The sequence below is a fragment of the Flavobacteriales bacterium genome, from assembly GCA_016700415.1.
GTDB lineage: Bacteria > Bacteroidota > Bacteroidia > Flavobacteriales_F > PHOS-HE28 > PHOS-HE28.
This window is the reverse complement of the sequence record CP065018.1, coordinates 662,945-678,459: the sequence shown is the minus strand read 5'-3', so window position 1 is coordinate 678,459 and position 15,515 is coordinate 662,945. Positions and strand designations below refer to the sequence as shown.

General features: G+C 57.9%; 13 protein-coding genes. 2 read left to right on the top strand and 11 right to left on the bottom strand.

Going from position 1 to position 15,515, the window contains the following annotated elements; genetic code table 11:
- Nucleotides 1-158: 158 nt before the first annotated feature.
- Both IPP95_02705 and IPP95_02700 read right to left on the bottom strand, forming a co-directional pair.
- A complete protein-coding gene (locus tag IPP95_02705; protein ID QQS73157.1) occupies nucleotides 159-542 on the bottom strand; it encodes a lactoylglutathione lyase in 384 nt (127 codons plus the stop codon).
- Between the two features lie 182 nt (nucleotides 543-724).
- Nucleotides 725-3,238, bottom strand: coding sequence for a T9SS type A sorting domain-containing protein (locus IPP95_02700; GenBank protein ID QQS73156.1), 2,514 nt, complete (start codon nucleotides 3,236-3,238; stop codon nucleotides 725-727).
- Nucleotides 3,239-3,435: 197 nt separating this feature from the next.
- Between IPP95_02700 and IPP95_02695 the strand changes: the two genes are divergently transcribed.
- Entirely contained in the window at nucleotides 3,436-4,548 is a 1,113-nt protein-coding gene (locus IPP95_02695; GenBank protein QQS73155.1) for a glycosyltransferase, read from the top strand.
- 42 nt (nucleotides 4,549-4,590) lie between these two features.
- Here IPP95_02695 and IPP95_02690 read toward each other — a convergent pair whose 3' ends face one another.
- The 6 genes from IPP95_02690 to paaA form a co-directional block, all read right to left on the bottom strand.
- The gene (locus IPP95_02690; protein ID QQS73154.1) at nucleotides 4,591-6,045 is read right to left on the bottom strand and encodes a hypothetical protein; all 1,455 of its coding nucleotides are present in this window, start codon (nucleotides 6,043-6,045) and stop codon (nucleotides 4,591-4,593) included.
- A 106-nt stretch (nucleotides 6,046-6,151) separates the two neighbouring features.
- Nucleotides 6,152-7,105, bottom strand: a complete 954-nt coding sequence (locus IPP95_02685) for a glycosyltransferase family 2 protein (GenBank protein QQS73153.1) — start codon at nucleotides 7,103-7,105, stop codon at nucleotides 6,152-6,154.
- 187 nt (nucleotides 7,106-7,292) lie between these two features.
- Entirely contained in the window at nucleotides 7,293-7,775 is a 483-nt protein-coding gene (gene paaJ / locus IPP95_02680; GenBank protein ID QQS73152.1) for a phenylacetate-CoA oxygenase subunit PaaJ, read from the bottom strand.
- A 10-nt stretch (nucleotides 7,776-7,785) separates the two neighbouring features.
- The gene (paaC, locus tag IPP95_02675) at nucleotides 7,786-8,544 is read right to left on the bottom strand and encodes a phenylacetate-CoA oxygenase subunit PaaC (GenBank protein ID QQS73151.1); all 759 of its coding nucleotides are present in this window, start codon (nucleotides 8,542-8,544) and stop codon (nucleotides 7,786-7,788) included.
- Between the two features lie 2 nt (nucleotides 8,545-8,546).
- The gene (gene paaB / locus IPP95_02670) at nucleotides 8,547-8,837 is read right to left on the bottom strand and encodes a 1,2-phenylacetyl-CoA epoxidase subunit B (GenBank protein ID QQS73150.1); all 291 of its coding nucleotides are present in this window, start codon (nucleotides 8,835-8,837) and stop codon (nucleotides 8,547-8,549) included.
- A 106-nt stretch (nucleotides 8,838-8,943) separates the two neighbouring features.
- Nucleotides 8,944-9,885, bottom strand: coding sequence for a 1,2-phenylacetyl-CoA epoxidase subunit A (gene paaA, locus IPP95_02665; GenBank protein ID QQS73149.1), 942 nt, complete (start codon nucleotides 9,883-9,885; stop codon nucleotides 8,944-8,946).
- Nucleotides 9,886-10,043: 158 nt separating this feature from the next.
- On the opposite strand from paaA, the gene paaK reads away from it, so the two are divergent.
- Nucleotides 10,044-11,135, top strand: coding sequence for a phenylacetate-CoA oxygenase/reductase subunit PaaK (gene paaK / locus IPP95_02660; protein ID QQS73148.1), 1,092 nt, complete (start codon nucleotides 10,044-10,046; stop codon nucleotides 11,133-11,135).
- A 90-nt stretch (nucleotides 11,136-11,225) separates the two neighbouring features.
- Here the strand turns inward: paaK and IPP95_02655 are convergent, their stop codons facing one another.
- The 3 genes from IPP95_02655 to IPP95_02645 all read right to left on the bottom strand — a co-directional run bounded on the left by IPP95_02655 (nucleotide 11,226) and on the right by IPP95_02645 (nucleotide 15,470).
- Complete coding sequence (locus IPP95_02655; GenBank protein QQS73147.1) at nucleotides 11,226-11,744, bottom strand: hypothetical protein; 519 nt, start codon at nucleotides 11,742-11,744, stop codon at nucleotides 11,226-11,228.
- A 64-nt stretch (nucleotides 11,745-11,808) separates the two neighbouring features.
- Nucleotides 11,809-13,335 (bottom strand): response regulator, encoded by a 1,527-nt coding sequence (locus tag IPP95_02650; GenBank protein ID QQS73146.1) that lies wholly within the window; start codon nucleotides 13,333-13,335, stop codon nucleotides 11,809-11,811.
- 8 nt (nucleotides 13,336-13,343) lie between these two features.
- Nucleotides 13,344-15,470: a sensor histidine kinase gene (locus tag IPP95_02645; protein QQS73145.1), complete on the bottom strand. Its 2,127-nt coding sequence runs from the start codon at nucleotides 15,468-15,470 to the stop codon at nucleotides 13,344-13,346.
- Nucleotides 15,471-15,515: the final 45 nt, after the last annotated feature.

Sequence of the window (15,515 nt, the reverse complement as noted above, 5' to 3'; positions counted from 1 at the left end):
AGCCTTGTCATGGTTCCGTGCCAGATCTCCGCAACCGCGGTCGGATCAGCTAATCCTTTCGACAATGAACATTCGGAAAGCAGATGGAAAGCTGGGGCTGAGATACGCGAAAGGATCAGGTTATCTTCTATTGCGAAATGGTATGACCCAGGGTGGCCTCACTCACTCCCGGCCTCCGCCAGCGCCACCACATGGCCATCGCGGTCGGCGAGGTAGCCCACGCGGTGGCCCCAATCCCGATCTGCCGGAGGTGAGACCAGCACGGCGCCAGCCGCCAGCCCGCGCTCCATCGCCTTATCCAAGCCGATTACCGGCAGGTACAATTCACAACGGGGTACGGCGTGAGCGGTATCCGGATGGGGCAGGACAGGGGTGATGATCTTCGCGATGCCCGCAGTCGGCATCAGGCCCAACCGGCATCCGCCAAGGTCGAAGCCGGTCATGCCGGGCACGTCCAAGGCGGGCTCCTTCGCCAACAAGGCACGATAGAAGTCCCTGCTGGCGGCCTGGTCCGCCACATAGAGGATGAATTCGACCTGCATGGGGCAAAGGTGGTCGCAATTTTCGTTTGATCGCTCAGCGGGCACTACGCGTCGGATGCTTGTTTCTTCACGCGTGCGGCACCCTGGTCCACACCTCAAAAAACAAAACTCCCGCAAGATCACCATATTGGGACCTTGCGGGAGTTGCTGGTAGCGTACAGGTCGCTGACCTTCTGCTTTGATCACTTCAAGATCAACAGTTGTGTGCTTCGCTCGCTCGCCGTGGTCATGCGGAGCGCGTACGTACCCGGGGCAAACCCGCCCAGTGATAATTGATGGGTGCCATTGGCAGTGATCACGAGTTCCGTGCTGTACATCGTGCGGCCGGTCATATCGATCAATTCCAATGTGGCCGTTCCCAATTCGCGTGGTGCGATGATGGTCACCTCGCCATTGGTGGGATTCGGGTAGACGGTCCAATCCCTATTGCCGTTCACGACATTCACATGGTCCGGAATACAGGCTGAAGAGTTCACATCAATGCTGTACGGGCCGCCTCCTTGGCCGAAGCCGACATTGGGCACGGGCAGATAGTAGGTGCCTGGCTGTAACTGGTGGAAGCTGAAGGTCCAGTTCCCGTTTCCGCAACTCGTCGTATCGGTCGTATAGGCATTGATGGTCGCATCCGCAGGACAATCCATTGTCAGCAACCGCCATACGTTGCTCCAACCGCTGTCGGTAGCGCAATAGCTCACCGTAACGTCGGAGCATTCGCTGGTGGTGAAAGCGTGCCAAGTGTCAGGGAAGGGAAATTGGTCAAGGAAGGATCCCGGCACGGCATCCCCGGGGAAGGTGGCGTTGGTATTGTCGCCGGTGAAGGTGAGTGAGCCGCCCACGGTGAGCGCCTCCGGAGTGACGTTGCCGCACAGGTCATTGCTGCAGGCCGTCGCGTTCACGGTGATGCTGTATGGGCCACCGCCCTGGCCGAAGCCGACATTGGGCACGGGCAGGTAGTAGGTGCCTGCGGGCAGCTCGGCGAAACTGAAGGTCCAATTGCCGTTGGCGCAAGTGGTCTGCCCGGAAGTGGTCGCGTTGATCACCGCATCGGCGGGGCATACTTCTGTGAGCAGCTTCCACACGTTGCTCCAGCCGCTGTCCGTGGCACAATAACTCACGGTGATATTGGCGCATTGCGTGGTGGTGAAGGCATGCCAAGTGTCAGGGAAGGGGAATTGATCAAGCAGTGATCCAGGCACCGCATCCCCGGGGAAAGTGGCGTTCGTGTTATCACCGGTAAAGGTGAGCATGCCTCCCAACGTAAGCGTTTGTGGGGAGATGTCGGCACAGTGGTCAATTCCGCAGGAGACCGCGCTCACATCGATGCTATAGGCACCGCCTCCCTGGCCGAAGCCGACGTTGGGCACGGGCAGGTAGTAGGTGCCTGCGGGCAGCTCGGCGAAACTGAAGGTCCAATTGCCGTTGGCGCAAGTGGTCTGCTCGGAAGTGGTCGCGTTGATCACCGCATCGGCGGGGCATACTTCTGTGAGCAGCTTCCACACATTGCTCCAGCCGCTGTCCGTGGCGCAATAGCTCACGGTGATGTTGGCGCATTGTGTGGTGGTGAAGGCGTGCCAACTATCGGCAAAGGGGAATTGGTCGAGCAGTGATCCCGGCACGGCATCCCCGGGGAATGTGGCGTTGGTGTTGTCGCCGATAAAGGTGAGCGTGCTGCCAATGGGCAGCGCCACCGGGTTGATGTCGCCGCACAGGTCGTTGCCGCAGGTCATCGCGCTAACATCGATGCTATAGGCCCCGCCACCTTGGCCGAAGCCGACATTGGGAACGGGCAGATAGTAGGTGCCTGGGGCCAGCTGGTTGAATCGGAAGGTCCAGTTGCCGTTGGCGCAGGTGGTCTGTTCTGAAGTGGAGGATTGGATCACCTCGTCCGCGGGGCATTGGGTAGTGAGCAATCGCCATACATTGCTCCAACCACTGTCGGTGGCGCAGTAGCTCACGGTGACATTAGCGCATTGTGTGGTTGTGAAGGCGTGCCAAGTATCGGCGAAAGGGAATTGGTCGAGCAGTGATCCCGGTACGGCATCCCCAGGGAAGGTGGCGTTGGTGTTGTCGCCGGTAAAGGAGATCGTGCTGCCCACGGTGAGCGGTACCGGGGTTATCTCAGTGCACAGGTCGTTGGTCGGCAGGTCGCTACAGTCTGCTGCGCTTACAATGATGCTGTATGGACCGCCGCCTTGGCCGAAGCCGACGTTGGGGACGGGCAGGTAATAGGTGCCCGGGGCCAGTTGGTTAAAGCGGAAAGTCCAATTTCCATTGCCACAGGTGGTCTGGTCCGAAATACTGGCCTGGATCACCGAATCCGCAGGGCATTGGGTAGTGAGCAATCGCCACACATTGCTCCATCCGCTATCGGTGGCGCAGTAGCTCACGGTCACGTTGGCGCAATCGGTGGTGGTGAAGGCGTGCCAGGTGTTGGGGAAGGGGTATTCATCCAAAAGCGATCCGGCCACGGCATCCCCGGTGAAGGTGGCCTCTGTGTTGTCCCCTGTGAACGTGAGCGCTCCTCCGATGGGCAGCGGCATCACCGTGACCGCGGAACAGAGGTCATTGACCGGTGCGGCCATGGCCGGCGTCGCTAGAACGTTGGCGGGGAAGGGCGCTGGCGCATTGATCACGGATCCTTGTGCCTGAAGTACGCCGAGGCTGAGTAGAACGATGAGTAATGTAGGTTTACACATGGACTGTCGGTTTGTCGCAAAGTTCACCTAATGCAGCAAAACATACCGGATCAGCAGCATGAAAAGATCAACCAAGGCGATGTGGAAGAAATTGACAGTGATCACTGTTCGGGGCAGGTAGGGAGCAAAAGAGAGCTTGCTTCCTACGCCCGATCCCCCGGTTTCCCCATCTTCGCACGGTCCTGTAACATTGCTCCATGCGCTTATCCTTCCTTTCCGCTTTCCCTCCGTACCGTGGCGGCATCGCGCAGTTCAGCACCTCCTTGGTGCTTGAGCTGCGGAAGGAGCATGACGTGCTGGCATTCACCTTCACATGCCAATATCCGGACCTGCTGTTCCCCGGCACATCACAGTACGATACGGATAGTTCGGACGGCATCGGGGCTGTCAGGGTGCTGAACAGTGTCAACCCGCGCAGTTGGCAGCGTACTGCACAACGCATGCTTGAAGCCAAACCGGACGTGGCGGTCCTGCGTTATTGGATGCCTTTTTTCGCCCCGGCCATGGGCACCGTCGCTGCAACCTTGCGGAAGAACGGCGTGAAGGTGATCACCATCGTGGACAATGCCCTGCCGCATGAGCCGCACTTCTACGACAGGTCCCTTACGCGCTGGTTTCTGCGGAGGAACGACGGCTTCATCGCTATGACGGAAGCTGTGGCTGAAGACCTCCGCACCTTGTGCCCATCGGCGAATGTGAAGCTGATGCCGCACCCGCTTTATGACCACTTCGGGGCACCGTTGCCACAAGGGGAGGCGCGAAGGAAGCTGGGGCTGCCGGTAGAGGCCCGCGTACTGCTTTTCTTCGGACTGATCCGTGATTACAAGGGGCTGGACCTGCTGATCGAGGCCTTCGGAAAACTGGATGAACGCTACCATCTGGTGGTCGCAGGTGAACCGTATGGTGACTTCGGCGAATACAAACGGCTTATCGAAGCCAGCCCAAAGCGTGGTCACATCCATTTGCATGCCCGCTTCATAGCCGAAGGGGAGGTGCCTGCCTTCTTCAGTGCCGCTGATGCCGTAGTGCTGCCGTACAGGAGTGCCACCCAAAGCGGCATTACGGCGATCGCATACCACTTCGGGGTGCCGGTGATCGCCACGGATGTTGGCGGGTTGAAGGAGGCGTTGTACGACGGACGTGCCGGCATAGTGGTGCCGGAGGTCTCAGCAAGTGCCATTGCAGCAGGCGTCAAGGAGTTCTTCGCCAGGGATCCATCAACCTTACGCACCAACATTGCGGCTCTGCGGGATGAGCTTTCATGGAAGCGCTTCGCAAAAGGATTGGTGGAATTTACCGAAGGACTGTGATCAACTCGGCCTCCACGGTTTCCTGTTTTCAGGTTTCATATTTCACCTTTCCGCATCCATCCTCACCTGCCGTTCCTGTGCACCGAAGTACCGTGCTTCACAATCCACCATCCAACTGCGCAACGGGCCGTGCTCTTCATAGTTCGGTAAGGTCAGCGGAGGGGCTGCCAAACGAGTGAAGGTGATGCGGGCTTCCGGGTCGGTCGCTGCTTTTTTAACGGCGGTTTCGCGCTGGCTCAGCATGCGGTCATAGTTATCGGCGCGCCCGCTGAACAGGTCCGAATTGGCCGCGTATCCGTTCCCTGTAAGGTTCAGTCCCAGCAGGGCGAGCACCATGGCGAAGCCGATCGCCCTCGACGGGAGGTGCATGCCGGCCAGCTTTCGGAGCGGCCTGCGCTCAAGCCAGATCGAAAGGTTCAGGAACCACAGTGGTATGAAAAAAAGGCACGCCACGTTGACCGTCCGGTGCTGGCCGAGCAGCCCGGTGCCCCAATAGGCGGGGAAGGTGCTGGCCATCACGAGGGAAAAAGGCAACAATGCAATGATCCACCGGGATAGGCGCCGCACGTTTTTCATGGCTGGCACATGTTCCAAAAGGTAGCGATGCACCGGGATGTAGAGCACACTGAACGCCAGTAGGGCAGGGGAGAGCACCCATGTGCCGATGAACCTGACCGCCTGCAACGCGCTCATACCGAGCGATCGCCATAACAGGTGCGTGTCCGCGAACATGCCCCCGCGCACGGCATTGCCCGGGGCGAAGTACATCAGCACCGCGCCACCCGCCACCGCGGCCAATAGCACTAGGCCCGCCCCAATGCCGGAACGCCTCCGAAGCAGCCAAATGAAACGAACGGCATGCAGGCATACCATCAGCAGCATGTGGATCTCGTCCATGCCAACGATCGCCACCGTGAGCATGATGTTCACCAACAGGTTCAACGCACCCTGCCATCCTTTCCGGGAACAACCGGCAAGCAAGCCAAGGTGCAAGAGCATCAGGATGCTTCCCAGTTGGTATGTCACCGCGCCGGTGTACCAGAAAAAGCCCTCACCAAGGTCGGGCATCAGGTTGAGGTAGAGCGCCAAAAAAACGAGCGTCCCCAACAGTTCCCGGCCGGTTGAAAGCGCATGCCGAGTGACGCGGCGAAGGATGAACCAAATGCTCAAGAACGTGAGCGCGATCAACAGGACCGGCACCGCCCGATAACCGGGCAGGAAGTCGGAGGACCAACTGAGCGGCCCATGGATCATCAACAAATTGCTGGCATAACGGCCATTCCAGTACATCCATTCGGAATAGCTCCAGGCCCACAGCGAAGCCCCGCGCGACTTGGCCGCATAGCAGAAGTCATCCGCCACGGGGTGTGCATGGCCTGCAAGCCAGAAGTACTTCAGCAGGGAGATGCAGAGGAGAGAAGCGAAGATCAGAAATATGCCGCGGAGGCGCAGAGGCGCAGAGAACTCCATGGAGGATCGGCTTTTATCTGCGCCCATCTGCGTCATCTGCGGTTTGCATTCCTCAGCGCCCCCGCGGTCCTGAGATCATTGCGGCCGTGGCGGTTCACCTTTCTCTTCGCCTCCGCGCCTCTGCGGCCCAAACTCAAAGCCCCAGCCGTTCGCTCACCCGGTAGTTATTCCGCTCCGCCGAGTTGCGCGCCACTAATTCCGCCACAAAGCCTGCGAGGAAAAGCTGCGCCCCGATGATCATGCTCGTGAGCGCGATGTAGAACACGGGTTGGTCCGTTACAAGCGGTGCCCGTACGTGCTGGAACACGCTGTACAACTTGCTTCCCAACAACCACAGTGTGGCCAGAAAGCCGAGGAAGAACATCAGTGTGCCCATCGCCCCGAAAAAGTGCATCGGCTTCTTGCCAAAGCGAAAGACGAAGGTGATCGTCAGCAGACTGAGGTAGCCATTGATGAAGCGGTCCAGCCCGAATTTGCTCACCCCGTATTTCCGCGGGTGGTGAAGCACCTCCTTTTCACCGATCTTGTGGAAGCCTTCCTTCTTCGCGATAAAGGGGATATAGCGGTGCATCTCGCCATAGACCTCAATGGCCTTCACCACCTTGCTGCTGTATGCTTTCAGGCCGCAGTTGAAATCGTGCAGCTGTACACCACTGGCCCAGCGCATGGTGGCATTGAAGAACTTGGTCGGGATGGTCTTGCTCAGCGGGTCGTGGCGCTTTTTCTTCCAACCGCTCACCAGGTCGAATCCGTCCTCGGTGATCATGCGGTACAGCTCGGGGATCTCCGCCGGGTCGTCCTGCAGGTCAGCGTCCATGGTGATCACCACGTTGCCTTGTGCGGCAAGGAAGCCTTCGTTCAGTGCCGGACTTTTCCCGTAGTTGCGGCCCAGCTTGATGCCCTTCACCCGGCCGTCCGCCGCATGGAGTCGCTGGATCTCCTCCCAAGAACCGTCGCGGCTGCCATCGTCGATCAGTAGGACCTCATAGCTCTTGCCCATTCCGCCAATGGCCTCATGCAGCTTCGCCACCAGTTCCGGCAGTGATTCACGCTCGTTCAACAAGGGGATGACGACGGAAATGTCCATGCGCGGCGAATGTACTGCGGAGGTGCAGTCTGATTTTACCGCAAAGGACGCAAAGAGCACGAAGAAGAGAAATGCCGACCTCCGAGGAAAATAGCGGATAACACTGATGGACGCGGATGGTTCTCCCCGTTTCCCCGTTGCGGTCGGCATTCCCTCCGCGTTCACCGCGCCCTCTGCGGTTAAATGCTCAAAGGCACTTGAACAGATCGAAGGGCTCTTTGCACGCATTGCATTTATATAGCGCCTTGCAGGCTGTGGACCCGAATTGGCTCACTAACGCCGTGTCCGTGCTGCCACATTGGGGGCAGGCGGTCACCGGAACACCGCCTTTCAAGGCACGGATGTCCGAGGTGTGCGGCGGGGGGGCAATGCCGTAATCCAGCAGATGTTTCCGGCCGCTTTCGCTGATCCAGTCCGTGCTCCATGCCGGGGTGAGCACTTGCTTCACGTTGAACCGCTCGATCCCGGCTTCGCGAAGCGCCTTTTCCACATCCTCCTTCATCACGTCCATGGCAGGGCATCCGCTGTAGGTGGGTGTAATGGTCACCTCCACCCGATCACCGTCCACTTTCACATCGCGAAGCACACCCAGCTCCCGGATGCTGATCACGGGGATCTCGGGATCCTTCACCTGCTCCAACAGGTCCCGGATCTCTGCCTCGGTCCTCATCTTTCTCCGTTTACCACTGCACGCCGGGGTAGGTGCGTTGAAGTGTCTGCATCTCCGCCAGCATGGGTCCGATGTGCTCAGAATGCACGCCCTTCTTGCCGCCAGTAGCCATCCAGCCGTCCGCGGGTCGTTCCAAGGTGGCTTCTTTCAACACGCTGTCCACCGTGGTGCTCCATTCATTCTTGATGTCGTCCAGCTTCGGGGCAATACCGGCCTTGGCCAATAGCTCTTCCGCCTCATCAGGAATGAAAAGCTCACCGGTGAAGCGCCAGAGGTCGTCCAGCGCCGTTTGTACACGGCTGTGGCTCTCCTCGGTGCCGTCTCCGAAGCGGATCAGCCATTCACTGCTGTGCCGCAGGTGGTAGGTCACTTCCTTCACGGCTTTTTCCGCGATACCTTTTAAACGCTCGTCGGTGCTGGTGGTGAGCGCTTGCTGCAACGGCAGGTGAAAGGCATCGAACAGGAAGCTGCGTGCGATGGTCTGTGCGTAATCGCCTTTGGGCAATTCGGTCAGCAGCACGTTGAGGTATTCGCGGTCGGTGCGCAGGTAGGCGAGGTCGTCCTCGCTGCGGCCCTTGCCTTCCACTTCGCCTGCATAGGTGAGGTAGTTCCGGGCCTGACCGATGAGGTCCAGCGCGATGTTCGCCTGCGCGATGTCCTCTTCCAACTGGGGACCGTGACCGCACCATTCGCTGAGGCGGTGGCCGAGCACTAAGCTGTTGTCGCCCATGCGCACCGCATAGCGGAACAAGGCTTCTTGTTGCGTCATGGTCAGATATACTTCGCCTCCTTGGGCATTACATAGAAGGTGGGATGGCGGTACACCTTGTCGTCCGCAGGATCGAAGAAGGCGCCTTGGTCCTCCGGCTTGCTGGAATGGATGTTCTCCGCCAGCACCGCCCAGATGCTGTTGCCCTCGTTTCGGCGGGTATACACGTCCCGCGCGTTCTCAATGGCCATTTGTGCATCGGCGGCGTGCAGGCTGCCCACATGTTTATGGTCCAGGCCGCGTTTGCTCTGGATGAAGATCTCCCAGAGGGGAAAGTCTTTTTCGTTGCTCATATACCGGTGATTGGTGTTTAGTGATAGTTGAATGGGGCTCGGCGCAGCAACGCCTGACCACTGACAACCCCGGGTCCACGCCCGGGGCAGGCTGAACAACTGACAACTATGCGGCCTTCCGCTTTGCTTTCTTCTCTGCATACGCCAACGCCGCCTCGCGCACCCAAGCCCCGTCCGCATGGGCTTTCCGGCGTGCTGCCATCCGCTCCTTGTTGCACGGTCCATTGCCTTTGATCACGTCGAAGAACTCCGTCCAGTCGATCTCGCCCCAGTCGTAGTGCTGCGTTTCCTCATTCCATTTCAGCTTGGGGTCGGGGATCTTCAATCCAAGCACTTCGGCTTGCTGCACGGTCCTGTCGATGAAGGTCTGGCGCAGTTCGTCGTTGCTCTGCCGCTTGATCTTCCACTTCATGCTCTGGGCGCTGTGCGGGCTTTCTGCGTCGCTGGGGCCGAACATCATCAGGCTGGGCCACCACCAGCGGTCCAGGCTGTCCTGTGCCATGGCCTTTTGCTCCGGCGTGCCATTGCTCAACACGGTCATGATCTCATACCCCTGCCGCTGGTGGAAGCTCTCTTCCTTGCAGATGCGCACCATGGCGCGGGCGTAAGGGCCGTAACTGGTGCGGCACAACATCACCTGGTTCATGATCGCGGCACCGTCCACCAGCCAGCCCACCGCGCCCATGTCCGCCCATGTGATGGTCGGATAGTTGAAGATGCTGCTGTACTTGGCCTTGCCGGTGAGCAGTTGATCCACCATCTCATCCCGGCCGATCCCCAAGGTCTCGGCAGCACCATAGAGGTAAAGGCCGTGGCCACCCTCGTCCTGCACCTTGGCCAACAGCACGGTCTTGCGGCGCAGGCTGGGTGCCCGGGTGATCCAGTTGCCTTCCGGCAGCATGCCCACGATCTCGCTGTGCCCGTGCTGGCTGATCTGCCGGATCAGGTTCTTTCGGTAGTCCGCCGGCATCCAATCCTTCGGTTCGATCTTCTGCTCGGCATCCACTTTCCGTTGAAAGTCCTCCTCGGCCTGTTTCTCTTCCATCATCCTTCGTGATTGCTGGTCGCTAAGGTAAGGAGCGATGGGCGATGGGTTCGATATATGCCACACGCATCGCGATGCGGTGATAGGCGGCTACTTTTGCCGCCCGCCCGGTCCACATGCTCCGGGGCGCCTTGTCCGCAATGCCAGATACCCCAGTCAGAATGGCCCGTTTCCATACCCTTGAAGTAGCCGACATCCATCACGAGACCGCGGACAGTATTTCCATCGGCTTTCGCGTCCCGCCTGAGCTGAAGGCCGACTTTTCCTTTATCCATGGCCAATACCTCACCCTGAAGCTCATTGTCAACGGCACTGAACTGCGTCGGTCATACAGCATCTGCAGCAGCCCGCTGGACCCGGGTGAGATCCGCATCGCGGTGAAAAAAGTGGACGGAGGCAGGGCCTCCACACAGCTGGTGGAACAGCTCAAGCCCGGCTCCAAGTTGGAGGTGATGTCGCCCATGGGCAACTTCCACACCGCGCTGGACCCCGCACAAGAGCACCATTACATCGCCTTCGCGGCCGGCAGCGGTATCACGCCCATCCTCAGTATCCTCACCACTGTGCTCCGTACTGAGCATAAGAGCAAGTTCACCCTGTTCTTCGGCAATTCCGATGTGGACCGCATCATCTTCCGGAAGAAGCTGGACGAATTGAAAGTCCACTACCCGGACCGCCTCAACGTATTCCACATCCTGAGCCGCGGGAATGATGTGGAGGCGCTTTTCAACGGCCGCATCACCAATGAAAAAGCCGTGAACCTGCTGAAGGCTTTTGTGAACGACCCGCTGCACAAGGAGTTTTTCATCTGCGGACCCGAGCAGATGATGGTGAACGTTAGCGAGGCCTTGGAGCGTTCCGGCGTGGAAAAGAAGCACATCCATGTGGAACTGTTCACCACACCGGTGACGAGCGAGCCGAAGAAGCCTGAAACTCCCGCCTCATCAGGAGGCGAGGTGCCATTGAAGGGGAAGGCCAGGGTGAAGATCATCCTGGACGGCAATGAAACGGAGATCGAAGTGGGGGCGAAGGGCGATAGCATCCTGGATACCGCGGAGGCTGCCGGATTGGACGTGCCTTACGCGTGCAAGGGCGCGGTTTGCTGCACCTGTAAGGCCCGCATTGTGGAAGGCAAGGTGGCCATGGACATGAATTACGCGCTCACCGACGAGGAGGTGGAGGACGGCTATGTGCTCACGTGCCAGAGCCACCCGCTCACCGAGCGCGTGGTGGTGGACTACGACCAGCACTGAGCCCAATGCAAAAACGCCCGGCCTTGCGGCGGGCGCTTATCGCAGCCCCTGCCAAGGTGCGTTGGTTACTTGGCAGGCGGGTGGATGTGGTCAGTGTGGGATCATCTGAGCTTCAAGCATACCGATCTTGGACTGGATGTCCGTGAGGTAACCCATGCTGGGCATGAATCCGTGCGACTCATCGTTCCACCGGACGATCGCACCGGGGAAATCCATGTAGAAGGGATCGGAGTGGGTGAATTTATCAGCCGCTTCCAAGTTCATGTAGCAAGCATACTCCGAATACTGCACCTGTTTGACCGGAACATGGGTGTCGATGAAGACTGATTTTGGTCGATAACCCTCTTGGTTGAGCACGAAGGTGTAGGTGTTGTCAAGATCCAGATTGAGGGTGAACTTGCCTTTTTTGGAGTGGATCTCCTGCAGCAGTTCGTTGTCTTGATAAACCTGCACGGCGAGGTTCTTGGCCTTGGTGCCTTCAGCGGTCACCTGTAGTTTGACCGGCACATACCAACCGGAGGCCTGGTCCCGGGATTCCACCAGTTTTTGGGCATGGCAGAAGGTCGGAGTTGCGAAAAGGGCGATCAGGGTGAATGCTGTGTTTTTCATGTTGCTCTCAATGATGATCTCTCGATACGGGGTGTAAACGGAGGTCGGGGCCGCTTGGTTACGCTCAACCGGCTTGACGGTATTGCATTTCGTCGGCCTGCCGCTGACCGGGAAAACGCAGAAAGATGGTCGCGCCTTCATTTGGGGCACCTTCAGCGGAGCAGGAGCCGCCGTGCTTCTTCATTATGCGGTCCACAAGGGCCAGTCCGATCCCGGTGCCTTCGAACTGGGCGGTGGTGTGAAGCCGCTTGAAGACACCGAACAGTTGGTCCTTCTTCTGGCTCTCAAAGCCGACGCCGTTGTCCTTCACCCAAAGGATATCATCGCCATCCTTCGTTGAATGACCTACCTCGATCCGGGCCTGCGCCGTATTCCGGGTGAATTTGACCGCATTGGCAAGCAGGTTGTTCAACGCCACCTTCACCATCGCGGGATCCGCATGGATGATGGCTGTGCCCGGTTCCGGAAGTACGAATTCCACATGTTCCTGCGGCAAGGTCAGGTCACTAAGGCACTCATGCATGATCTCATTGACATCGGCGTCCCTGCATTCCACCTTTTGGGAGTCCGTGCGGGCAAAGCGCAACAAGTCGTCCACCAGGTTGATCAAGCGTGATGCCCCTTTGTGGATCCGATGGCTGAGGTCGCGCTCTTCCTCATCTCCGCGCACGGCGGCCAAGCCGCTTAAATGGTCGCTGAGTACTTTGATGTTCTTCAATGGGGAACGAAGGTCATGGGCCACCGAATACGAGAATGCGCCCAGATCGTCCAAGGCCTCAAGCAGTTGTTTGGTGCGCACGGCCACTCGTTTGTCCAGGTCGCTGTTCAGCTTTTTCAAGTAAGCTTCCTGTTGTTTCCGGTCGGTGATGTCCTTGATCATCGCCTGGTACATGCTGACGCCCTCCGGTGTCCGTCCCACATGCGTGGCGGTCACTAAGCAGTCAATGGTATGGCCGCCCGGCGTTTGCAGGGTCACATCCACATTTCTATAGGTGCGGCCGTGCCGATTGTGCCGCATTCGGCGGACCATTTCTGGAAGATCCGTCACGAATTTGCCCAAGCCGGAGTTGAGCATGGTGGCCCGGTCCACCTTCATTAACTGTTCGGCGGCCGCGTTCATTTCCCGGAAGCAGCCTTTACCGTCCACGATCACGATCGGGTCGCCCGAGGCATCGAACACTTGCCGGTACCGGTCAAAGAGCCGTTCCCGCTCCTCGCGCAAGGCATGCACTTCGTGGGCTTGCTCGATCCGGAGCTTGAGGTCCGTGGGGTCCCAAGGCTTGGTGATGTAGGCATGTATGCCGCCCAGATTGATCGCATCGACAACGGCCTGGATATCCGAGAACCCCGTGAGCAACAAACGGACGCAGCGGGGCCAGCGTGTCTTAACTATGGCAAGGAATTCGGAACCGGTCATGCCCGGCATCCGCTGGTCGCTGATCACCACGTGCACGGTATTCTGCTCCAACCAGGCCAAGGCCTCCGAACCGCTTAGCGCCACGTGGATGTCGAAATCCCGGCGAAAGCTCGCTTGGAAGGCCATCAGGTTGCCCTCCTCGTCGTCCACATAAAGGACTTTGATGCGTTCCATGTCCATGCTCAAGCACTTTTTGCGAATTCCACGGTCTGGTGGACCGGTAGTGTCAGGGTGAACGTACTGCCTTGCCCCACGGCACTCTCCAGTACGATATGACCGTTGTGTTTCTCGATGATCCCTTGAACGATGGACAGCCCGAGTCCGGTGCCTTCACCAACATCCTTGGTCGTGAAGAACGGCTCGAACATCCGGCTTTGAACAGTCTCGTCCATTCCCATGCCGTTGTCAGCGATCGTGATCGTGACCATTTCGCCGCTGACGGACGTGGCGATCCGGATCTCCCCGCCGGAATCGCCATGCCGCTGTTTCACCGCATGGGCCGCATTGTTCAAGAGGTTCATGAACACCTGGTTCAACTTGCCCGGATAGCATTCAACTTGCGGGATATCCCCAAGTTCATATTCAATGTGCACCACATCACGGAACTGGGGGCCCAGCACCACCACTGTGCTGCGCAGCCCCTCATTGATGTCCGCCGTCTTCAGGTCGTCCTCGTCCAACCGGCTGAATGTGCGCAGGCCGCGTACGATGTCCGACGTGCGGGTGGCACCGGTCTCAATGCACTTGAGGATCTCATGCACCTCGTTAACCGTGAAATCCACGCCAATGCGCTCCTCCAGGGCACGCACATCCTCAAGCCCGATAACGTCCTTGGTGACGCTGCGATAAGCGTCCAAGACCTCTTTAAGCTCCAGGAGATCGCGTTTGAGCGGGGGGAGGTTGCTGCTGATGAAATTCAACGGATTGTTGATCTCGTGGGCGATGCCGGCGGTCAGCTGGCCTAATGACGCCATCTTCTCGGCGCTCACCAGCTGTGTCTGGGTGCGCTTCAAATGATCATTGGTCTCCTGTAGGGCATGTGTCCGTTCGGTCACCTTCCGTTCCAAGTCTACGTTCTGGTTCAGGACGAAGAGCTCATTCTCCTTGGCCATGGCGATAGCTTTCGCCTGAGACAGTTCCTTCTCTTCCCGGAACACATTGATCTTGTCGGCCAGACCGAAGGAGAGCAGCACGACTTCGACCGCGGAGCCGATGGTCATGGCAAAGCGTGTAAGGTCGTTGAAAGGCAAGAAGCCCAAGTCCTTCAAGATGAATGAGATAATTCCCAATAAGAAGGAGACCCAAGCTATCAGAAAGTAACGCGCAGGCCGTGATCCTTGAGCTGCAACACGGATGAGAATAACAAGTTGGAAGAGAGCGAAGCTCCCAGCCCCAACTTGAATAATTCGGTAGGCAATGACTGACTTGGCATCCATATCAATGACCAGCCCAAACAATAGTACCAGATAGAATAGACGCATCGCCCGCATCGAAACAGGGTAAAGCGCTTTCATATGGATGAATCGCACCATGAACTCTCCTGCGGCGATAGCCGTGAAGGCTGTCAGATATAGTGCTGAATGGGACGACAGCCAAGGCATGTTCTTGAATGTCGTGAATGCGAGCATTCCAATGAAGGCCATTTGGGTCAAGGTGACCAGAATGATGTAGGCCACGTAGAACGCATAGGCTTTATCACGGGTCGAGAAGAAAATGAAGAAGTTGTACAGCGCCATGACAAGCATGATGCCGAGATATCCACCAATGAACAAGTTCCGGTTTAATTGCTGGGAATAGAAACCTTGGGAAGATTCCGCCGTAATCGGTAGCCGTAATTGCTTCGTGCTGCGAAGCCTGATGTAAAAGGTCCCCTTGGTGAATTGTGGAACCTCAACTGGAAATGCAAATTCAGATGAGGGCTGGGATGTCTTGTCCACTTGACGAGAAAGGCCGGCATGAGCAATTCGGCTTACCTGATCATCGTTCGTTAATTTATAGATATCCAGCTCATCGATCTCACTGTGGGCGATGTGAAGAAATATCCTGCTTGAGGCGGATAAATTATACAGATTAAGCCTAACCCAAAAGGCTGATCGACCAAGTCCAAGATCAGGAATGTCAGAGGATTGATATTGGAATAATTCGGAATGGAAGACTTCTGTAATGGTCAATTCTCCTCCTTTGTCCTCCAGGATGGAGAGTTGTCGACCCAAATAGGGAGAGCAGTCCTCACCATTGAACATATACCCATCAAGCGGGGGTGCTTCCGATGCCTGGCATGAAATGCTGCCAAACAAGAAGGTTGCCACCGATAGAATACAGAAGGCTATTAGCCGGTGTTGCCGACCGCTTCG

Bases quoted from the DNA above. Each gene is read 5' to 3' on its own strand.
- IPP95_02655 (QQS73147.1), bottom strand. From the start codon at position 11,744: ATGAAAAACACAGCATTCACCCTGATCGCCCTTTTCGCAACTCCGACC.
- paaA (QQS73149.1), bottom strand. From the start codon at position 9,885: ATGATGGAAGAGAAACAGGCCGAGGAGGACTTTCAACGGAAAGTGGAT.
- paaK (QQS73148.1), top strand. From the start codon at position 10,044: ATGGCCCGTTTCCATACCCTTGAAGTAGCCGACATCCATCACGAGACC.
- paaB (QQS73150.1), bottom strand. From the start codon at position 8,837: ATGAGCAACGAAAAAGACTTTCCCCTCTGGGAGATCTTCATCCAGAGC.
- paaC (QQS73151.1), bottom strand. From the start codon at position 8,544: ATGACGCAACAAGAAGCCTTGTTCCGCTATGCGGTGCGCATGGGCGAC.
- paaJ (QQS73152.1), bottom strand. From the start codon at position 7,775: ATGAGGACCGAGGCAGAGATCCGGGACCTGTTGGAGCAGGTGAAGGAT.
- IPP95_02685 (QQS73153.1), bottom strand. From the start codon at position 7,105: ATGGACATTTCCGTCGTCATCCCCTTGTTGAACGAGCGTGAATCACTG.
- IPP95_02705 (QQS73157.1), bottom strand. From the start codon at position 542: ATGCAGGTCGAATTCATCCTCTATGTGGCGGACCAGGCCGCCAGCAGG.
- IPP95_02650 (QQS73146.1), bottom strand. From the start codon at position 13,335: ATGGAACGCATCAAAGTCCTTTATGTGGACGACGAGGAGGGCAACCTG.
- IPP95_02695 (QQS73155.1), top strand. From the start codon at position 3,436: ATGCGCTTATCCTTCCTTTCCGCTTTCCCTCCGTACCGTGGCGGCATC.
- IPP95_02690 (QQS73154.1), bottom strand. From the start codon at position 6,045: ATGGGCGCAGATAAAAGCCGATCCTCCATGGAGTTCTCTGCGCCTCTG.
- IPP95_02700 (QQS73156.1), bottom strand. From the start codon at position 3,238: ATGTGTAAACCTACATTACTCATCGTTCTACTCAGCCTCGGCGTACTT.